Annotated in this window: 14 protein-coding genes and 1 pseudogene; 11 read left to right on the top strand and 4 right to left on the bottom strand. The window is 43.2% G+C overall.

Annotation, left to right across the window (positions count from 1 at the left end; genetic code table 11):
- The first annotated feature begins 256 nt into the window (after positions 1–256).
- Together BW986_RS13965 and BW986_RS13960 are read left to right on the top strand one after the other, a co-directional pair.
- Positions 257–1,249: a PTS sugar transporter subunit IIC gene (locus BW986_RS13965; RefSeq protein WP_076368552.1), complete on the top strand. Its 993-nt coding sequence runs from the start codon at positions 257–259 to the stop codon at positions 1,247–1,249.
- 110 nt (positions 1,250–1,359) lie between these two features.
- Positions 1,360–2,559: a class I SAM-dependent rRNA methyltransferase gene (locus tag BW986_RS13960; protein WP_076368467.1), complete on the top strand. Its 1,200-nt coding sequence runs from the start codon at positions 1,360–1,362 to the stop codon at positions 2,557–2,559.
- 85 nt (positions 2,560–2,644) lie between these two features.
- Here the strand turns inward: BW986_RS13960 and BW986_RS13955 are convergent, their stop codons facing one another.
- Positions 2,645–3,316, bottom strand: coding sequence for a lysoplasmalogenase (locus BW986_RS13955; protein WP_076368466.1), 672 nt, complete (start codon positions 3,314–3,316; stop codon positions 2,645–2,647).
- Between the two features lie 360 nt (positions 3,317–3,676).
- Entirely contained in the window at positions 3,677–4,939 is a 1,263-nt protein-coding gene (locus BW986_RS13945) for a dicarboxylate/amino acid:cation symporter (protein ID WP_076368464.1), read from the bottom strand.
- 166 nt (positions 4,940–5,105) lie between these two features.
- Here BW986_RS13945 and BW986_RS13940 point away from each other — a divergent pair.
- The 3 genes and pseudogenes from BW986_RS13940 (at position 5,106) to BW986_RS13930 (ending at position 7,414) form a co-directional block, all read left to right on the top strand.
- Positions 5,106–5,911: pseudogene (locus BW986_RS13940) on the top strand (alpha/beta fold hydrolase).
- A 281-nt stretch (positions 5,912–6,192) separates the two neighbouring features.
- Entirely contained in the window at positions 6,193–6,948 is a 756-nt protein-coding gene (locus tag BW986_RS13935) for a threonine/serine exporter family protein (RefSeq protein WP_076368551.1), read from the top strand.
- Positions 6,949–6,964: 16 nt separating this feature from the next.
- Positions 6,965–7,414, top strand: a complete 450-nt coding sequence (locus BW986_RS13930) for a threonine/serine exporter family protein (RefSeq protein ID WP_179086070.1) — start codon at positions 6,965–6,967, stop codon at positions 7,412–7,414.
- Positions 7,415–7,519: 105 nt separating this feature from the next.
- Here the strand turns inward: BW986_RS13930 and BW986_RS13925 are convergent, their stop codons facing one another.
- Positions 7,520–9,058 carry a solute symporter family protein gene (locus BW986_RS13925; protein ID WP_076368462.1) on the bottom strand — a complete coding sequence of 513 codons (1,539 nt, stop codon included), beginning with the start codon at positions 9,056–9,058 and terminating at the stop codon, positions 7,520–7,522.
- A 14-nt stretch (positions 9,059–9,072) separates the two neighbouring features.
- Complete coding sequence (locus tag BW986_RS13920) at positions 9,073–9,411, bottom strand: DUF485 domain-containing protein (RefSeq protein WP_076368461.1); 339 nt, start codon at positions 9,409–9,411, stop codon at positions 9,073–9,075.
- 232 nt (positions 9,412–9,643) lie between these two features.
- On the opposite strand from BW986_RS13920, the gene BW986_RS13915 reads away from it, so the two are divergent.
- From BW986_RS13915 to BW986_RS13890, 6 genes are all read left to right on the top strand, one after another.
- Entirely contained in the window at positions 9,644–10,612 is a 969-nt protein-coding gene (locus BW986_RS13915) for an efflux RND transporter periplasmic adaptor subunit (RefSeq protein ID WP_076368460.1), read from the top strand.
- A gap of 1 nt (position 10,613) precedes the next feature.
- A complete protein-coding gene (locus BW986_RS13910) occupies positions 10,614–11,354 on the top strand; it encodes an ABC transporter ATP-binding protein (protein WP_076368459.1) in 741 nt (246 codons plus the stop codon).
- Positions 11,281–12,471, top strand: a complete 1,191-nt coding sequence (locus BW986_RS13905; RefSeq protein ID WP_311316558.1) for an ABC transporter permease — start codon at positions 11,281–11,283, stop codon at positions 12,469–12,471. Before BW986_RS13910 ends, BW986_RS13905 begins: the two co-directional genes overlap by 74 nt.
- Before the next feature lie 108 nt (positions 12,472–12,579).
- Positions 12,580–13,251 (top strand): response regulator transcription factor, encoded by a 672-nt coding sequence (locus BW986_RS13900; protein ID WP_076368458.1) that lies wholly within the window; start codon positions 12,580–12,582, stop codon positions 13,249–13,251.
- Positions 13,252–13,261: 10 nt separating this feature from the next.
- Complete coding sequence (locus BW986_RS13895) at positions 13,262–14,500, top strand: sensor histidine kinase (RefSeq protein ID WP_076368457.1); 1,239 nt, start codon at positions 13,262–13,264, stop codon at positions 14,498–14,500.
- A gap of 126 nt (positions 14,501–14,626) precedes the next feature.
- Positions 14,627–15,082, top strand: a complete 456-nt coding sequence (locus BW986_RS13890) for a hypothetical protein (protein ID WP_076368456.1) — start codon at positions 14,627–14,629, stop codon at positions 15,080–15,082.
- Positions 15,083–15,138 lie beyond the last annotated feature (56 nt).

The following is a 15,138-nucleotide window of genomic DNA, read 5'->3' as shown; positions in this document are numbered from 1 at the left end:
TTTTTTCTTGTATAAGAATGTGTTAAACCTTTATTTTTGAAAACGCTTTTATTTTATTAGAATAAAAATACAGCTTACATTATCAGAAAATTCATGTTATTATACGAGCAGACATTATAGGCAGCGGTGCGATATACTTAATAGGCTTTTTTAAATGAAGACGTTTATTTTTTTTTCGATTTTACGAAATTGAATATTCTGATAATTGATAAGGAGTGGAGATATAGTGAGCAGGAAAGAATACATCAGCAATCGAATGTACAAGGCATCGACAGGGATAGCCAATGCTGTTTTGGTTACATTAGGAATCGGGTTATTGTTTGAATCCATAGGGGGATATTTAGGTTGGGAAGTCTTCCTGGCAATAGGCGGGGCCGCAAAGGTCTTGATGGCACCAGCTTTAGGAGCAGGCATCGCATATCAGCTAGGTGGAAATTCATTAATTATCTTTAGCGCCATGGCTTCAAGTGCTGTTGGGGGTGCTGCCATTCATAGAACTGCTGAGGGTGCCTTCACGATTGTTACGGGTCAGCCGCTAAGTGCTGTCTTGGCAGCAGTAATTGCAACATATATAGGTAAGCGCCTAATCGGCAAAACGAAGTTGGACATCATGGCCATTCCAATGGGAGCAGTTCTTGTCGGTGGAGTTTCGGGATATGGCCTGGCCCTTGTCACCACTCCGCTCCTGACATGGATAAGCAGTCAAACCACCGCTGCGGTCGAGGGTTCTCCCGTAATCGGTTCAATGGTCATAGCCTTGGTATGGAGCATTTTATTGATGACACCGGCGTCTTCCGCTGCACTGGCGATCGCTCTGCAATTAGATCCCGTTTCCAGTGCTGCGGCTCTAATCGGATGTACCGTTCAGTTTGTCGGATTCACCGTCATGTCTTATAAAGATAATGATATGGGCGGGTTCCTTGCACAGATGGTCGTTACGCCAAAAGTTCAATTTCCTAACTTAATCAAGAAACCAATATATGTCGTTCCGCCTTTTGTGGCGGCAATCATCTGTGCGCCTATCGCTACCCTGGCATTCGATTTTCAAGTGCCGTATGAGCTTGGAGGCATGGGGTTAAGTTCAATGATTGCCCCGATTGCCATCATAACCGGTCAGGGGTTGTACACGTTCTTGGTTTATGTGGCAGTGGGTATGGTATTGCCAGCTTTGATCACACTTGCATTGCATCGGGTATTGAAGATGATGGGTAAAGTTAAGCCAGGAGATCTTCATTTGGAAGTTTCATAATCAAAGTTTTCTTAGAAACCAGCCTGGTTAACGAACCGGGCTGGTTTTTATTTATAAAGGGATTAGGGTAAAATGAGGAGGAAAGCATTTGCATAGATAGGATGATATATATGGGAAAAGAAATAGATATAAAAGTGAAAGCTAAGTTCGTGAGTAAAATCGGCAAGGGTTTTCCCTTGATTGTTAAAGAGTCGATAGCCAACCTTAATGACCTTAAGGAAGAGGGGTCCTTGGTGCGTTTGGTGGATGAAGCCAACCGATTTCTGGCAAAAGGATATTATGGTAAACAGAATAAGGGCTATGGCTGGGTATTGACCCATAGAGAAGATGAAAAAATTGATCAAGCCTTCTTTACCGGCAAAATCCAGGCAGCATGCGAATTCCGAAAGTCATTTTTTGAAGATGGGGAGACTACAGCTTTCCGCATGTTTAATGGGGAAGGTGATGGAATTGGCGGTTTAATCATTGATCATTATGATGGTCACTATGTCATTAGCTGGTATAGCAAAGGAATATATTCCTTTAAAGACTACATCATTAAGGCATTGCAGGAAACGGTCGAGGTTAAATCGATTTATCAGAAGAAACGCTTTGATACAAAGGGGCAGTACGTGGATGAAGACGATTTTGTCATGGGTGAACAGCCTGCATTTCCGCTTCTTGTAAAGGAGAATGGAGTCCATTTCGCTGTTTATCTGAATGATGGGGCAATGGTCGGTGTCTTCCTTGATCAACGCGATGTCAGAAGGAAAATCCGGGATGAATACGCAAAAGGGAAAACTGTGTTGAATATGTTCTCATATACTGGGGCATTCTCCGTGTTTGCCGCTTTAGGGGGTGCTGTTAAAACAACTAGTGTTGACCTGGCGAATCGCAGTTTACCAAAGACGGTCGAGCAGTTCAGTGTGAATGGAATAGATCCCGAAGCTCACAATATCGTGGTGATGGATGTTTTTAATTATTTTAAATATGCAGTGAAGAAGGACCTGAAATTTGAAATGGTCATCCTTGATCCGCCCAGCTTTGCCAAATCGAAGAAGTTCACTTTCAGTGCCGGGAAAGACTATACGAATCTATTGAAGGATACCATTTCCATTACGGAGGATAATGGGGTCATTATCGCCTCAACTAATTGCAGTACGTTTGACATGAAAAAATTCAAGAGCTTCATTGATGTCGCTTTCAAGGAAATGAATGGAAAATACGAGATCATGGAACAATTCTCATTACCGGCTGATTTTAAAACAAGCAGGGAATATAAGGAAGGCAACTATTTAAAAGTAGTCTTCATTAAGAAAATTAAAGGTTGAAAAAGGGCATCCTCAGCTCCATTAGAGCTGAGGATGCTTTTTTAATGAAAAATTGTTTCATGTGAAACGAACGGATATTCGGAATTCAAAGGTTTGGCTTGTCACTTTTCAAACCATTCGATAAATGGAAAGGAGGTTTCATTCGAATGCTGTTAGCGATACAAAACTGGGCTGTATAGTAGGTAAGCATGATCAGTGGTCCAGAATGGGCAACATCATCGATGAATTTGTTCCAAGATAAAATGGAGTCGGAAATCACGAACAGGACCCCGCCGATGATTGCGGCCGCATTTCCGGTCATGAATGCCGCCCAGCCCATAAGGGAAATGACCGTTACATAACAGATTACAGGAATGATGAGGTCATGTTCACCTTTTTCAATTAAAGAACTTACAATTTCACGGCCAATCCAAGTGGAGTAAATGCTAATCGGAAGAATTGTCGCAAATCGAAGCCATGAAAAGTTCCACAGTCTAAAGAATGCCGAGATATAGAAAAGGTGGCCGATCAAGAAGGCGGAAAGCCCGGTGACGAACCAGATTAACAACCCATCTCCAAGCATGCAAAAGAATAAACCAAGAAGAATGAAGGATTGGTAACGATCCCGTCTTCCCACATTTGTGCAGGCGTAGAGCAAAATCAATAACATCGGGATGACCTTGAACATGATTTTAATGATTAATGGCTCTTCCGGTATAAAAAAAATATATAATAGTCCCGTGATAAGGATTGCGGCAGGTAAGCATTTCATTAACATTCAATTCCCTCCTTCAATCTTTAATTCTATGTAAGGGCAAGGAACCCCTTGCCAATTAAAGTACTGTTTGAAAGAAAGTCGTCAAAATGAAAAAACTGACTCCTGTTTTATCGAGTTGTATACAGATTTAGCGTGTTTAAAATTAGAAAATTGATTTCCACTCCAGGCACTCGCTTTCCGCGGGCGGTCCGGGAGCCTCCTCGGCGCACATGCGCCTGCGGGGTCTCCCTTTGACGCGCTTTTCCCGCAGGAGTCTCGCACACCCGCTCCAATCAAGTTGTTTAAAATTTAGATAGAACGCCTTTTGCCTACAACATGAACTGGCTCCTGTTTTAACCAGGAGCCAGTCAGTTATAAGAATCATACAGCTTCTTTAACGAATGCTTGTTTTAACCAGTTTTTCCCCTCAACAAGCCTTGTGACAAGCATGGCACAAACCGTGTTTCCTGTTGAGTTAAGCAGTGTAGCAGGAGCATCGATGATCGTGGATATAACGGCAATGATCGGCAGGACTTCAACAGGGAAGCCGAATACACTAAGAATCAGCATTTCCCCAATCATGCCGCCCCCAGGAATGGCACCCATAACGGCCCCGACCAAAAAGGCAACAGCAAGTATACTTAAAATGCTTGATATGCTTGTCATATCCTTTCCAAATAAGCTGAATAGGAAAACGATTTTCAATACCCCGCCGAATACCGAACCATCTTTATGGGTGTTGGCTCCGAGTGGGATGACAGTCTCCGCTATATCCTTAGGCACGCCCATTTTCTTGACTGATTCCAGATTGACTGGAATGGATGCGGCACTAGAACAAGTTGCGATGGCTGTAATGGATGGTGTCAGGGCATTTTTCCAAAAAAGTTTAACTCCATCTTTCCCGCCTGCGATAAAGGCATACAAAGTGAAGAAGCCGAAATAATAAATCAAGGCCAAGACTAGATAAAGAATGAAAGTGCGGGCGTAGCCTTCTAAAATCTGCGGCCCAAGCTGCCCGATTATCGCCGCAAAATAAGCACCAAGTCCAATCGGAGCATAGTACATGACGATTTTGACGACCTTCATCATGACAGCTGTACCTGCTGTCAAAAACCCGGTAATCGGTTTTGCTTTCTCACCGACCAGTGCAGTGGAAAGTCCGATTAATACCGAGAAAACGATAAGCTGAAGCATATTGCTTCTAGAGAACAGTTCTGGGAAATCGGAAACGGTTACAGTGTTGACCAGCTGACTGAAGAAAGAAACTTCTTCGATGGTCTCTTCAGGGGAACTGTTTTCCATCAGTTCCTTAATGGCTGTCGTATCTGTGCCTTCCAACGGATTGACGATGGTTGTCCCAATAAATCCAATGACGGCAGCTAAAGCGGCTGTTGTTAGGAAAACGATTACAATACTGCCCATGATTTTGCCAAGACGATTCATTCCGCTCATATTGGCAATCGCTGAAGCAATGCTGAAAAATACCAATGGCACGATGATCGTGAACATCAGATTTAAGAATAAGTCCCCTAGCGGCTGTATGATCGCAGTTTTTTCCCCGAAAACCACGCCAGCTATCCCACCGATAATAATGGCAGTCAGTAATATTAAAGAGGATCGATAGTTTTTGATAAAGCTCTTCATTTAAATTCCGTCCTTTCAGGATGAAGATATCAATAAAAATATACTTCATTATCAACTCTAAAATCAGGTTTGACAATATTTTTTTATAGGGAGGAATGTTAAAAGGAGAAATGCAATAAATAATAATAGGGAATGGGTTGTGAAAAAATAGTGAAGGAGGGATAGAATGGCATTTATTGAGGTGGAAGAGTGCGTTCGGTTGTTTTATGAAGAAAAGGGCCAGGGAAAACCGGTTATTTTTATCCATGGTGTGTGGATGAGCAGCCGGTTCTTTAAAAGGCAGCTTCCGTACTTTTCAGAAAAATATAGAACGATCTTACTTGATTTAAGAAGCCATGGCCAGTCAAATCATGTACATTACGGAAATACGGTCTCCGTTTATGCAAAAGATCTTCATGCATTCATAGGTAAACTGGGATTAAAGGATGTCATACTTGTAGGCTGTCCATGGGGGCATTTGTCGTCTGGGATTACCTTAAGCAATTCGGTGAGGGAAATATTGATTCAACCGTGATCGTGGATGAATTGGCCTCTGATTTTAAGTGGCCCGATTTTAATATCGGTGCATTTGATATGGACACGTTGATTGCCTTCATGACTGAAATTCAAACGAATCGTGCCCCATTTTTACAAAGCTTCCTTGCTTCCATGTTCAACAATGAATTATCTGCAGAGGATGTAAGCTGGATGCTTGGGGAAGTGACCAAAATGCCAGAATCCATTGCCAGCAGCATTCTATTTGACCAATCGATTGTGGACTATCGTGACTTCTTGCCAAAAATCAATGTTCCGACACTTCTCTGTTTTGGAAGGCATGAAAAAGTCATTCCTGTAGCAGCAGGGGAACATTTGCATGAAAACATTCCTAATTCCAGACTAGTAATCTTTGAAGATAGTTGCCATTGTCCATTTATGGAAGAAAGCGATTTGTTTAATGAAACCGTAGATTGCTTCATTCAAAAGGGAGTATAGTCGTACAGGATGGGAAAATGGGGATGCAGGGTTTGTGCCCGCATTCCTTTTATTATGGTTATAAATGAATTTTTCTGTTAACTAAACGGTTTCGGCAAGAAATAAGGGGAATACTGGTACTAAGGAAGTCTGTAGTGCTGGTTAATGGAATTGATAAATTAAATGGGTAATATTTTTATATCCTTTTCACGGGAATTGGGCTATTATGAGGTGGATTTAACTTGGTATGATCGTATCTGTTATTGAGGGAAACTCATGCAGGAAGTGATGGAGAGGATAAAATGGATGATCGTTTACCATACAATGAAATTATAGATGTATGTTTACTTGCGGGAAAAATCATGCTTCAGAACGGAGCGGAAACTTCGCGGGTGGAAGATACGATGGTAAGAATCGCTGCAGCGTTTGGATGCGGTGACTCACATAGTTTTTCGACCCCTACAGGAATTATTTTTTCGCTGGATGGTATGCACCCGGCTTCAAAATTAATTCGAGTTTCCCAACGGTCTACAGATTTACATAAGGTGACGCTGGTCAACAGTATATCCCGAAGTATTTCCAGCAAGGAAATGACACCGGAGGAAGCTTATTTACAATTAAAACAAATCGAAAAGGCCGGGATGGGGTATCCCATGTGGGTACAGGTCTTTGCTGCATTTATATCGAGCGGCTGCTTTTTAATCATGTTCCAAGGCCAGTGGAATGATTTCATCTGGTCCTGTATAGCTGGAGGAATGGGGTTCTCATGCCTGTTTTATTTGAACCGGTTACTGGAAGTTCGTTTTTTTGCTGAATTCATCGCCTCTTTAGTCGTAGGTCTAGCAGCTATGTTCTTTGTCCAGATTGGAGTCGGAAGTCATTTGGACACGATAATCATTGGAGCGGTGATGCCGCTTGTGCCAGGGCTGTTAATTACGAATGCAGCCAGGGACTTAATTGCAGGACATTTGGTTTCGGGCCTATCCAAGGGTGTTGATGCAGGTTTGACTGCTTTAGCCATTGGGGCAGGAATATCTGCTGCGTTTGTTTTCTTATGATTTTAAGGGAGGAAGAATGATGATTGCACAGCTTATTACAAGTTTCATTGCTTCAGCCGCCTTTGGAGTCATCTTCAATGTACCAAAAAATTCATTGTTACAATGTGGTTTCGTAGGGATGTTAGGGTGGATCTTATACTTTTTTCTGGTTGAAAATGAGATAAACAGCATCATTGCAACATTAGCGGCTGCATTTATCGTTGCGGTTATCAGCCAGTATTTTGCTAAAAGGTATAAAACGCCGATCACGATTTTCAATGTATCGGGAATCATCCCGCTCGTGCCTGGAGGTTTGTCGTATGATGCGATGAAGCATTTTGTCGGAAATGACTTTTATGTCGCCGTCCAGTTGGCCGCCAAGGTCTTCATGCTGGCTGGTGCCATTGCGATGGGGCTGATCTTTGCAGAAGTCATGAACCAGTTAGTAACAAAGTACAATAGAAGGAAGTTAAGATTGAGAAGTTAACAGGAATCTTCCTGATGAATATGTTCTGAATAAAGAGAAAGGAGAGCAGGACAAACCCTGATCTCCTTTCTCTTTTTAATATTTTAAAATAATAAGTAATTTAGCTTATATAGGATCTTTCATCCCGGTGTTGGCTGTAACCAAAATTTCGTCGAATTTTTTTGCATCCGCTTTCTTGTTTGACAGAAGTGTTCCGGCGATGGCTGCGATAAAACCAATCGGGATGGAGATGATGCCTGGATTGGCAAGCGGGAATAATGGCTCCCCTACGAATATTGCCGCTCCCTCCACCGGTGACCAGACATTGGGACTCAGGAACACGAGCAATAAAGAACTGATCAGCCCAACTAACATGCCCGTGACAGCACCAGCTGTGTTAAAACGTTTCCAGAATACCGTGAAGACAATGATGGGCAGATTGGCACTGGCAGCGACGGCAAAGGCAAGTGAAACAAGGAAGGCGACATTCATGTTTTGGGCAAATAAGGCAAGGATGATGGAGAGGATGGATACTCCGATCGATGCCCAACGAGCAGCAACGACTTGTTCCTTGTCAGTGGCTTGGCCTTTCCGGATGATGTGGCCATAGAAGTCATGGGCAAAAGCAGATGCTGCCGATAGAACGAGACCTGCTACAACCGCTAAAATGGTAGCGAAAGCAACTGCAGAGACAAAGGCGAACAGGAAGTCGCCCCCAATGGCTTCGGCAAGCAGCGGGGCAGCCATATTCCCGGCCGCATTTGCGGCTATGATTTTGTCGTATCCAACAAAGGCTGCCGCTCCAAACCCCAAGAAAATGGTCATAATATAAAAGATGCCAATGATCCAAGTGGCATATACTACGGACTTTCGGGCTGTGATGGCGTCTTTCACCGTAAAGAAACGGATGAGAATGTGAGGAAGTCCTGCTGTACCGAGTACAAGCGCTAAATTAAGGGATAAAGTATCCAAGGGATCCTTGAATTTGTTACCGGGGTTGAGGAAATCCCCGCCCAAGGGAGTGGCTGTTTTCATCTGCTTGAACATCTCGATCACGCTAAAGTCGAATTTCGCCAATACGATGATGGAGATGATGAATGTGCCTGCCATCAATAAAACGGCTTTAACGATTTGGACCCAACTGGTGGCCGTCATACCGCCAAATACGACGTACACGGTCATTAAAATGCCTACAATGATGACGGAGTAAAGATAATCAATTCCAAGTAAGAGTTTTATAAGGGCACCTGCACCGACTAATTGGGCGATCATATAAAAGGTTGAGATGGAAATGGTGTTAAGGGCAGCGACCCCGCGTACTTTCTTTTCATTGAAACGGGCAGCGATCATGTCCGCCAATGTATACTTGCCAAGGTTACGGAGCGGTTCGGCCACGATATACAGAACGACCAGATACGCAACCAGAAAACCTATGCTATAGAAAAAACCATCAAATCCAGAGAGTGCGACCATGCCTGCTATCCCCAAAAATGAGGCAGCGGACATATAATCTCCCGCAATGGCCCAGCCATTCTGCCAGCCGGTAAGGCTGCTGTCCGCCGTATAAAAGTCCGCGGTCGTTTTGGTGCGCCGTGAAGCAAAATAGGTAATGACCAATGTTAGCCCGACAATGATTAGAAATAATATAAAAGCAAGTATATTCATTGTGAATTCACCTTTTATCCTTTCGCTTCTTTAACGATTTTTTCCACTAATCGGTCAAATGTCGCAGCTTTTTTGGAATAGAGGATGCATAATGTCCAGGTCATGATAAATTGAGCGAAGGCAAAAATCCAGGCCCAGCTGATTGCCCCGAAAGCATAGGAGTTAAGAACTTTAGAATAGGAAGTTAGTAGGGGTAGGGTGAAATAAAAGACCATGAAAAAGATGGATAGTGGGACGATGAAATTGCGTTTTTTCCTTAACAGTTCTTGAAATGATTGTGATTGGACGATCTTGGTGTAGTCCGTGGAAGCGCTTACCTTGGTTTCCTTAGCGATTGAATCGTTAGATGCCAAGTTGGTTCCCCCTTCATCATTATTGATTCGGATTACATTACCAAATTCCGATATCAGTACCAGTATATAATTTTCAGAATATATTGTAAATTAAAAAATTCTTTCGTACAAGCAAGGGAGTTTTGTTGTATAAACGAAAGATCATGGAAATCAAACGCATGGCCATTAAGGAAAAGTTAAGCTTCTTTCACGATACTGGTTTCAACGAAGGAAATCTGAAAGGAGAAAAGCGATGAAAAAGTTAATAATGATATGTACGGTTTTAGTGTTGGCGATTGGGGGAGGCGCTTGGTTTTTCATGAAGGACAGTGCTGAGCCTGTCATCGCAAAGTCGGTGACCGCTACAGTTGAAAAGGGAGATCTTGATGTTCAAATAAGCGGTTCCGGATCGGTCGCCGCAATCAATAGTGAGGACATCACTTCCTCTGTAACGGGTGAAGTGGATGAAGTCCTTGTAGTGAAGAATGAATTGGTTGAGAAAGGTGATGAACTTATTACCTTCACGGATGGAAGTGACCCGATAACGGCCCCATTCGATGGTACCGTTACAACAATGGATGTAGAAGAAGGGGATCGTGTATCAAGCAGTGAAGTGTTGGCACACGTTACGGATTATAAAAAATTGAAAACCACGATCAGTGTAGATGAATTGGATGTTCCAAGTGTTAAAAAAGGACAAACAGTTGAAATTAAAGCCAGTGCCTTTGAAGATGAAACGTTTACGGGGGAAGTGACCAGTGTAGCAAAGGAAGGTACATATGAGAATGGAGTTTCTTCGTTCGATGTCACTATCAAAATTGACAAACCCGGCGATATAAAAATTGGGATGTCGACTGAAGTGAGCATTTTGACGAATAGTGTAAAAGATGCTTTATATGTTCCGATTGAAGCTGTCCAGATGGACGGCGAAGAAAAATATGTAAATATACAACAATCCGGTACAACTGAAGGAACTGCCAGTACAAAGACAGCGGTTGAGACTGGGATCAGCAATGATAGGTATATTGAAATAACTTCGGGTCTTGAAGAGGGCCAGTTTGTTTCCTTGCCTATCACCATCAATGAAAGCTCGACTGGCAGTGGCGCCGATGGAATGAGGGGAGGCCAAGGAGGCGAAATACGAATGCAGGGCGGCAGCGGAATGCCGAGCGGCGGGATGCAAAACGGTGGCGGAATACCAAGCGGCAAGGGAGGTCAGTAAAATGGCGAAACCCATCATAAAAATTAAGAACATGTCTAAATCATATGAATTAGGCGGCGAAACGGTTAGGGCACTTCAAGATGTCTGTCTTACAATCGATAAAGGCGATTTCATTTCGATCATTGGTCCTTCTGGATCAGGGAAATCGACGTTCATGAATATGATTGGCTGCCTTGACAAGCCTGACATTGGTGAATATCTTCTTGATGGAAAAGAAGTGGACAAGATGAAAGATAATGAGCTAGCTGCCATTCGTAATATTAAAATAGGCTTTATCTTTCAAAATTTCAACCTGTTGGCAAAACTGACAGCGTTGGAGAATGTCGAACTTCCCCTGGTTTATAGAGGGGCAAGCGTGAAGGAAAGAAGAGAAGTGGCCAATGCATGCCTTGATATGGTAGGTCTGGGTGACCGGAAGAATCATCTGCCGACCCAACTGTCGGGCGGACAGCAGCAAAGAGTTGCGATTGCAAGGGCACTTGCCGGTAACCCTCCCGTTCTATTGGCGGATGAGCCGACGGGGGCACTGGATAGTAAAACGAGTAAAGAAGTGCTGCAGATGCTGAAAGAATTGAACGAAAAGGGACAAACAATCATTCTAATAACCCATGACTTGGAAGTTGCTAAAGAAGCGACTCGTGTCGTCCGGATACAGGATGGTCAGCTATTTGAAAACGGAGGTGATTGGATTGAACCTGAGCGAATCTATGAAGATGGCTATACGCAGTATCAAAACCAATAAAGTCAGAGCATTTTTAACCATGCTTGGGATCATAATTGGTGTTGCCTCCGTAATCGTTCTGGTCTCGATCGGGCAGGGCTCCTCACAGTCCGTTCAGGATGAAATCAATAGCCTGGGAACGAACTTGATAACGGTAAGTGTCACGGATACCGACTCTGTGGAGCTGACGGATGATACAATTGAACAGTTTAAAGAGCTGAACGGGATATCGGAAGTGGCGCCTGTGGTCACCGGACGCGTTTATGCTAAAAACGGAGAAGCTTCGGCACAGGTTTCAATGACCGGTGCAACTTCATCCTACTTATCGGTTAGGGATCTGGAGCTCAGCCAAGGCCGGTTTTTGACTGATATGGAAACGGAATTACGCTCCAAGGTCGTTGTCCTTGGGTCGGATACAGCCAGCACGCTTTTTGAAAATCAAAAAGCTGTGGACCAGAACGTGCTTATCGGCGGTGTTTCCTATCGCGTGATCGGTGTCCTGAAATCGGTAGGCACCTCAATGGGATCGAGCGGGGATGATGTAATCATTGCACCGATCACCACTGCCGAAAGGGCTACAGGCAGCACGACAATCGGAACCGTATATTTAAAAGCGGAGAACGAGAATATCATGGATAGGGCGATGTACCAGGTACAAGGTGCGATGACCACATCATTCCCAGAACAGAGTGATAACTATTCGGTGTCCAATCAAGAAGACCTGATGGATACAATGAGTTCTGTATCGGACACATTCACACTCATGCTTGGCGGTATTGCCAGTATTTCGTTACTGGTTGGCGGAATCGGGATCATGAATATCATGTTGGTTTCCGTATCAGAAAGGACGAAGGAAATCGGGATTAGAAAAGCAATTGGGGCAAATCGGAAATCGATTCTTCTTCAGTTTTTAATTGAAGCGATGGTCCTGAGCTGCTTCGGGGGATTGTTGGGGGTTGGAATTGGATTGGGAATCGCAAAATTGATTTCAGTTTTTTCAAGTTTATCGATTAGTTATTCATGGTCGGTGACATTGTTTGCCTTCTTATTCTCCATTTTAATCGGGATAATGTTTGGAGTATTTCCTGCCAATAAGGCATCCAAATTAAATCCAATCCAGGCACTGCGTCACGAATGACCATACAATTTGAAAGAAAGCAGGCGATTAAAAGCCCGCTTTCTTTTGCATATGAAAAAGGATAAAATCAACATATATCACAATTGAGGCGGTTGGGAGGTACCCTGCATGAAGGTTTTGGTGGTAGAAGATAATGTTTCATTATTAGAGTCGATCCGACAGATTCTGACGGATGAATATGAAGTGGATACAGCGGATAATGGGGAAGATGGGCTATTCATGGCTCAGCAAAGTATATACGATATCATCATTTTGGATGTAATGCTTCCGGGAATCGATGGATTTGAAATCGTACGGAAAATCAGGGAAGCAAAAATAGATACAAGTGTCTTGTTTTTGACGGCAAAAGATGCACTTGAGGATCGTGTCAGAGGATTGGAAATGGGTGGCGATGATTATTTAGTCAAGCCGTTTCAGGCACCGGAACTTAAGGCCAGGATTCGTGCCCTGCTTCGAAGGAGTGGCATTATAACGCTTGAGCAGCATGTGAAATACCGCAATATTGAACTGTTGGAAAAAGAAAAGGATATTTTGATTGATGGAAAGGTCATTAAAATGACTTTGAAACAGTTTGAATTACTGGAATACCTAATTCAAAATAATGGGAAAATACTGACCCGTGAGCAGATTTTCGACCGTATTTGGGGGTTTGATTCAGATACGACGATTGCCATTGTTGAAGTGTTCATCCATCACCTTAGAAAAAAATTGGAACCTTTCAATTACCATAAAGATATTCAAACCGTTCGGGGTATTGGTTATATGCTAAAACAACCATAAGGGGATCATTATGTTCCAAAAAACACGGCTTCAACTAACATTATTGAATTCTATCGTCTTTATTGTCTTAATAGCCATATTAAGCAGAACGATTTATTTCTATACGGAAAATCAGATCTATATGGATGTCAATGATTCACTTAAAAAGGATTATAGGGATTTCAATAATGGAGGAATGCCAGGCGGACGTCCGCAAGGTGAGTTTCTCTTAGGTCCGGGGCCAAGCGTAATCGTTTGGGGACCGGATGATACGATCATTGAGCCAAGACTGAGTGTAGACAATTTTATTAAAATTAATGAATCGGAATTTTACCCTGAAAGATTTGATGAGATTGAAGAAATATCGGTAAACGGGCAAACGTTTCGTGCACTTTCCACCAAGGTCGATACGGAGTATGGAGAGATGACTGTACAATTCATCAGGAATGTGGATACAGAAAAAGAAATGCTTGATCGCTTGCTGCTCATATTGTTTGTTGGTGGAGGAATTGGAAGTCTAGTGGCGGTAGGCGCAGGCTATCTCCTGGCTGGACGGGCCCTGATTCCGGTCAAGAAATCCTGGGATCAGCAGCAGCAGTTTGTCTCGGATGCTTCGCATGAAATTCGAACTCCGCTTGCCGTCATTCAATCGCGGGCTGATTTGCTATTTCAATCACCGAACGCGACAATCGAGGAAAAAGCCGTTGATATATCCATCATTTCTAAAGAAGTCCGCCGATTGAATAAGCTTGTTAACGGTCTTTTGACCTTGACGAGAACGGATTCGAATCAAATGGAGGTTAAGAAATCGAACTTTTTCCTTGATGACTTACTTATGGATATCGTGGAACAGTATACGGATATAGCATCTTTTCAAGAGAAATCAATCATTAGCCATGCCCCCGAACAGGTGGTGTTTCATGGCGATAAAGAGAGAATTCATCAGCTATTGGTGATCTTGGTGGATAATGCGATGAAATTCACAGAGGAAGGCGGGGAGATTTCCCTATCCTGCATCAAGAATGCTTCATCCATCATCCTTACTGTAGAGGATAATGGAAAAGGCATTCCGCAGGAAGATCTCCCCTTGATTTTTAACCGTTTTTACCAAGTGGAGCAATCCCGTTCAGCAAATGAAGGATCCGGCTTAGGTTTATCCATAGCCAAATGGATTGTAAACACACATCAAGGGAACATCAAGGTTACAAGTGAACAGAATGAACGCACCCGTTTTGAAATCACTTTTCCGAGAAATCAAAGGAAAAATTAATCCACCAATAGATGCCATCCAATACGAAAAAGGCCCTTACTTTTCTCCTTGTTGCTTAAGGAAAAATTAAGGGTCTTTTTAGATAATCATCTTATAAATACATTTATTTTCGGAGGAGAATCATTGATGAAAAGACTTGGTAAGATCCACTTTTTGGTTGGAATATTGGCTTCGGTCCTTTTAATGGCCCAAGCAGTCATCGGGATCATGATGTATGTGGATGGCAGCGGCAATGAACCCGTGAATCGACAGGCGATGATGGGTCAGCCAGCCGATCGCAGCACAACAGAAGCGGATGATACGGAAGAATCGGCTAATAGCAGTACGGCGACTGACGATTCAACTTCAACTACGGGAACGGCATCAAATGATATGCAGGGCACTCCACAAGGCGGGCCTAATGGTTCCGGGACTCCAGGAGAGATGCCAAGCGGTGGCGGTTTCCAAGGCAGAGACTCTTTTGCAGGGAATTTTATCAACTTTTATCAAGGGGCAGGTGGCTTGGCCGCCTCCATCATCATCTTTATCGTTGGAGGCGCTGGATTAGCGACGTCGGTGATATCCAGAAAAACAGCTGCCTAAATAGTGGATACGATTTAAGGAAAGAGAAGGTTCCCTTCGAAGGGAGCCTTCTTTTT

This window comes from Peribacillus simplex, assembly GCF_900156045.1.
Lineage (GTDB): Bacteria > Bacillota > Bacilli > Bacillales > DSM-1321 > Peribacillus > Peribacillus simplex_D.
This window is presented reverse-complemented; position numbering and strand designations above follow the sequence as displayed.

Bases quoted from the DNA above. Each gene is read 5' to 3' on its own strand.
- BW986_RS13965 (WP_076368552.1), top strand. From the start codon at position 257: ATGTACAAGGCATCGACAGGGATAGCCAATGCTGTTTTGGTTACATTA.
- BW986_RS13960 (WP_076368467.1), top strand. From the start codon at position 1,360: ATGGGAAAAGAAATAGATATAAAAGTGAAAGCTAAGTTCGTGAGTAAA.
- BW986_RS13955 (WP_076368466.1), bottom strand. From the start codon at position 3,316: ATGTTAATGAAATGCTTACCTGCCGCAATCCTTATCACGGGACTATTA.
- BW986_RS13945 (WP_076368464.1), bottom strand. From the start codon at position 4,939: ATGAAGAGCTTTATCAAAAACTATCGATCCTCTTTAATATTACTGACT.
- BW986_RS13935 (WP_076368551.1), top strand. From the start codon at position 6,193: ATGGATGATCGTTTACCATACAATGAAATTATAGATGTATGTTTACTT.
- BW986_RS13930 (WP_179086070.1), top strand. From the start codon at position 6,965: ATGATGATTGCACAGCTTATTACAAGTTTCATTGCTTCAGCCGCCTTT.
- BW986_RS13925 (WP_076368462.1), bottom strand. From the start codon at position 9,058: ATGAATATACTTGCTTTTATATTATTTCTAATCATTGTCGGGCTAACA.
- BW986_RS13915 (WP_076368460.1), top strand. From the start codon at position 9,644: ATGAAAAAGTTAATAATGATATGTACGGTTTTAGTGTTGGCGATTGGG.
- BW986_RS13910 (WP_076368459.1), top strand. From the start codon at position 10,614: ATGGCGAAACCCATCATAAAAATTAAGAACATGTCTAAATCATATGAA.
- BW986_RS13900 (WP_076368458.1), top strand. From the start codon at position 12,580: ATGAAGGTTTTGGTGGTAGAAGATAATGTTTCATTATTAGAGTCGATC.
- BW986_RS13895 (WP_076368457.1), top strand. From the start codon at position 13,262: ATGTTCCAAAAAACACGGCTTCAACTAACATTATTGAATTCTATCGTC.
- BW986_RS13890 (WP_076368456.1), top strand. From the start codon at position 14,627: ATGAAAAGACTTGGTAAGATCCACTTTTTGGTTGGAATATTGGCTTCG.